Source organism: Planktothrix sp. FACHB-1355 (assembly GCF_014748295.1).
GTDB lineage: Bacteria > Cyanobacteriota > Cyanobacteriia > Cyanobacteriales > Aerosakkonemataceae > Aerosakkonema > Aerosakkonema funiforme_A.
This window is the reverse complement of record NZ_JACJUP010000589.1, coordinates 1-4,237: the sequence shown is the minus strand read 5'-3', so window position 1 is coordinate 4,237 and position 4,237 is coordinate 1. Positions and strand designations below refer to the sequence as shown.

The following is a 4,237-nucleotide window of genomic DNA, read 5'->3' as shown; positions in this document are numbered from 1 at the left end:
CTTATTTTGTATACCAAAGCGTCACAGCAAGCAGGGTGCTTCAGAGACAAACCAAGCTATTTTTGTAGCACAACACAAAGTCAGGAAGTCAAGTATGGAAAAAGTCCTTTTTATTCTGGGCGAACTGAGCGATGACGATATTGATTGGATGCTACAGACCGGTAAGCGAGAAGAAATTCCTGCCCAGACCGTACTGATCCAAGAAGGAAAACCCATCGACACTCTCTACCTTCTCTTAGAAGGAACATTAACCGTTTCTGTGGCTTATCTGGATGGTAAAGAAATTGCCAGATTATCCAGCGGTGAGATGGTAGGAGAAATGTCTTTCATAGATTCCCGTCCCCCTTCTGCTACTGTGAAAACTCTTGAAAAGACACTCGTATTGTCGATTCCCCGACGACAATTAGCGACAAGATTACAGCAAGATACCGGATTCGGTTCCCGTTTTTATCGCGCACTTGCACTTTTGCTATCTATTAGAATGCGCGGCACAATTAGCCAGTTGGGTTATGGTAAAATTACACCACCAGACGGAGAAATTCACATCGAAGAACTCAACCCAAACATCCTTGATAACATTGCGATCGCCAGAACTAGATTTGATTGGCTACTAAGACGGTTGAGAGACACTTGACTTGATTGGATAACTGATTCATTAATACACTTATCGATGTCCATTCACTCGAAATAAAAGCCATGCAGATACTGGAGAAATAACTTTATGTATAAGTTCAATCGCTGGCATTCGGCAACCGCTATATCGATCGCCCTTTTGCTAAATGCCACTGGCACAGCGCCCATCGCGATACCAGCGTCTGCTATTGCTCAAACAACTTTGCCTGTAGAAATAACTGCCAGAATTCCCGCTGGGACTACTATCCCAGTAAAATATCAGGCTGCACAGAAAATCATTGTCGCGCCAGAGGAGCCGGGGCCAATACCCTTAACCCTTGTTGTTGCTGAAAATATAGTTTCCAATCGAGCAACGTTTTCGATACCAGCCGGAACACAGGTCGTCGGCGAATTAGTAACAATGCAAGAAATAGGAAGCGCTCAATTTGTTGCCAAACAGCTAGTCTTAAGGGATGGCAAAAGAATTTCTATAAATGCAAGTTCCCGGATTATTAGCAAAACACAAGAGTTTACTGACAATCCCAGAGTCAGTAGAACGATCGCAAATACAGCTTTAGGTACAGCTGCTGCTGCGGCGATCGCAGCTGTTACCGGTAATCCAGCGATCGCTTCCCAACAAATCTTGCTAAGTTCCGGGTTTGGTTCAACTCCCGAACTCATAGGACGCTTCCGCAACCAGCAAAGAGTTAGACTCCTTTTAATAGAACCCGAAACAGATCTGACATTAACTTTAAACTCAGACCTAATACTCAGACGTTCTGTATCGCAAAGGTAAGCGTCTAAAATCGGTTTCTTAGTAGTTCGATCGTTACCAAAGCCACAATTTTTCATAGCAACCGAGAATATGAGCGTACCTCAAATTGAACTTTGATGGTTCTTTCGCAATCTCTATGCAAAAGTTCATGTGGGGACATTTTCTCCCCCACTCTCCCACTCTCCCGCTCTCCCGCTCTCCCGCTCCGACGCCAGCTACACTAAAAACTAAAGAACCGTTAGCTTTCTGCCAGCCACACAATAAAAGTAGCACCCACGACGCCATCAGCAGAGTGTGTGGATGGGCTGAAAACCTCTATTTCACCCTGCATTTGCCGTACCAAATCTCGTGCGATCGCCAAACCCAAGCCAGTGCCGGGAATACTTGTATTTGCTTGAACTCCCCGGTAATGCCGCTCAAATAGCCGCTCTAAATCTTGGGGCGGAATGCCAGGGCCAGTGTCGCTCACCCCTACCCCCTGCCACCGACCTTGAGGAAATTGTCGCTCTAACCCTGCCTGAATGTAGATTATTCCCCCAGACGGCGTATATTTTAAAGCATTATCGATTAAATTGCTAAAAACTTCCCGTAAAGCCTTGGCATTGGCTTTTACAAGCGGCAAATTGCTCTGAATATCCGCTTTTAGCTTTAAATTTCGTTCTTGCGCGATCGCCATAGCCGATGTTATCAGCGGTTCCAACACTTGTGTCACAGAGCAAGGTGCCAGAGATTCCAGCCCCATCAATCCTGCTTCGGGTAATAGGAGTAACCGTTTATTTTCTGACGGCGGTTCAGTAACACTCTCAACAGCAGTTTTACTATCAACCGACACCAACTCTGGGAAAGTCGGCAGGGAAACGCGGTCGTTAACGGTCAGATCCACAACACCGTCGAACTGTTGCAGTAATTCTTGGATGCGATCGCTTTCTCGCAAAATGTTAGAAGCTATATCCCGGTTTGCATCTTCTAATTGCAGCCGCTTCAGCAGCAACTTCCCAAATGTCCGCAAAGCCGTCAGAGGGTTACGAAGCTGGTGCAGCAAATTATGCAGAAGGTCGTTTTGCTGAGTCTGGAGGCGCTGTTGTTGACTAAATTGCTGACTCAGCCATTGAGAGCGTTGGTCTAGAATACAAGCGATCGCCATTGTATGAGCGATCCGTTCGATCTCCATTATTTCCTGCTCATTCCAGGGTCGATCCTTGCGACTCGTGACCAACAAGCCCATCACCACTCCTTCGTGGATCAAAGGCAAAACTATTTGGCGCTGTTGCACTAAAGTATGACCATTTCTTCCCTGCCGCGCCTCCCGATCTCCCCCACCTACGTCAGACTTCTGAGGCGTTAAAGAGTCTTGCGGTGCCGCTGAGAGTAAACGAGGGACATTGTTTAACCGCTCGATCGCATCTGGTAAAAGCGCCAGCGAGTCCTTCTCCTGCCAAAGCACGGTTTGTTCTGGGAAGGCCACCACAGGGATCAGTTTTGCCTCTTGTCCCTCCACAAATTCTTCTGTCAAATACACCACGCTCAAAGTAGCTCCCAGCGCCTGGGTAAGCAGTGCGACTTGAGCTTGACACAGAGCAACAAATTCCGAACTGGCTGGCATCAACATGAGGTCAAGCTTGAGTAATCAACCGAATCAAATGTCGCTCTTGGCCAAATCCCTTTCTCTTCTTGAGATCGCCTCCAAGAGATACTGGAGTAACTTGCTTTTGAGATTGTTCCGAGCCGATGCTATCTGAGTATTTATGCGCGATCGATTAAAATCTACACTTTTTATTCCAGCTACTCCGATGGCAGTCTGTTTTCAGCTTAGCGCGATCTCACCCAGTACTTGACCTCTAGTGTACCTGCCCTATTTGTATCGATCGTTTAACAAAAGTTGATTTTTAGATCTCAACCCGATATACTTGCGACGGCTTTGGTAAATATCATTAGAGAATACGAGTAAAAGAGGAGGTAACTAGCTTGGCTAGGAGACGTAAGCGCAAAAGTCGCCGTCGCCAAGAAGGGCGCAGGATTCTTGAGCACGTGCCTCAATATAGCATCGAAAGTGGGCAGGATAAACCAGTAACGGCGGCTCGAAAATTTATTCAAGCTGAAGGAATTGTCCCACCTGCTCTGCTGTTGGTTAAGCGGAACGAGCATACCACAGATCGGTACTTTTGGGCAGAAAAGGGCTTGTTTGGGGCTCAGTATGTGGAAGAAAACCATTTCCTGTTTCCCAGCCTAAGAGAGTTGGAACACTCTAGCGAAAAAGTTGCAGTCGCTGTTCAGAGCGGCTGACACTTAAGGGATAGAATTGGCTAAAAAATGATTAAGTATGCCATTTTAGCAGTTCAAACGCGACCTCTGGTGCGACAAAAAAGTTGATTTAAAGGTAGTAAACCCCACTCAAGCCGAGCAAGTTTTGAGGGGGGTTTATTATAGCATGATGGTAAGTGAGTATTTCGCCTGTCCTATTGCGATCGCTCTTGTTGCAAGCACAGTGCCTGTTGCAATGCTGAGAGCTCGTCCCGATGCGCCTTAACGACGATCGCACTTTGCATCTCCTGAGTACCTTCTTTACCGACATCTTCAAACTGAAGGGACACCTGCTCTGGGCGTCCAGCTTTTTGCCAGTAAAAAATCCCTGCAATCGGCGACAAGATTTCCAGTCCCAGAAATCCCATCCCGACTTGGGGAAACAATATCGATAAAACCAGCGTCAGACATAGAATTCCTACTGCCGCTAAAAAACTCAAGAAAATTGCTAGAAACCAGCTGGGGCGCACAAATCCCTCGAAGGTCACCTGATTTTGAGCCGCATCCAACCCGGCCACCCGATACGAGCGCTCGGCAAAATACTGCTCC

At 46.8% G+C, this 4,237-nt stretch carries 5 protein-coding genes; 3 read left to right on the top strand and 2 right to left on the bottom strand.

Annotated elements, in window-relative coordinates:
• Window positions 1-634 (top strand): cyclic nucleotide-binding domain-containing protein (locus tag H6S82_RS21210; RefSeq protein WP_347339524.1); only part of this gene is annotated, 634 nt, incomplete at its 5' end.
• 87 nt (window positions 635-721) lie between these two features.
• Entirely contained in the window at window positions 722-1,408 is a 687-nt protein-coding gene (locus H6S82_RS21205) for a hypothetical protein (RefSeq protein ID WP_190465058.1), read from the top strand.
• Between the two features lie 217 nt (window positions 1,409-1,625).
• Here the strand turns inward: H6S82_RS21205 and H6S82_RS21200 are convergent, their stop codons facing one another.
• Window positions 1,626-2,996, bottom strand: coding sequence for a GAF domain-containing sensor histidine kinase (locus H6S82_RS21200; protein WP_190465057.1), 1,371 nt, complete (start codon window positions 2,994-2,996; stop codon window positions 1,626-1,628).
• 356 nt (window positions 2,997-3,352) lie between these two features.
• On the opposite strand from H6S82_RS21200, the gene H6S82_RS21195 reads away from it, so the two are divergent.
• Window positions 3,353-3,670, top strand: coding sequence for a DUF3155 domain-containing protein (locus tag H6S82_RS21195; RefSeq protein ID WP_190465056.1), 318 nt, complete (start codon window positions 3,353-3,355; stop codon window positions 3,668-3,670).
• Window positions 3,671-3,843: 173 nt separating this feature from the next.
• On the opposite strand, the gene H6S82_RS21190 is transcribed toward H6S82_RS21195, so the two are convergent.
• On the bottom strand, window positions 3,844-4,237 hold a 394-nt coding region (locus H6S82_RS21190), incomplete at its 5' end, for a cofactor assembly of complex C subunit B (protein WP_191056660.1).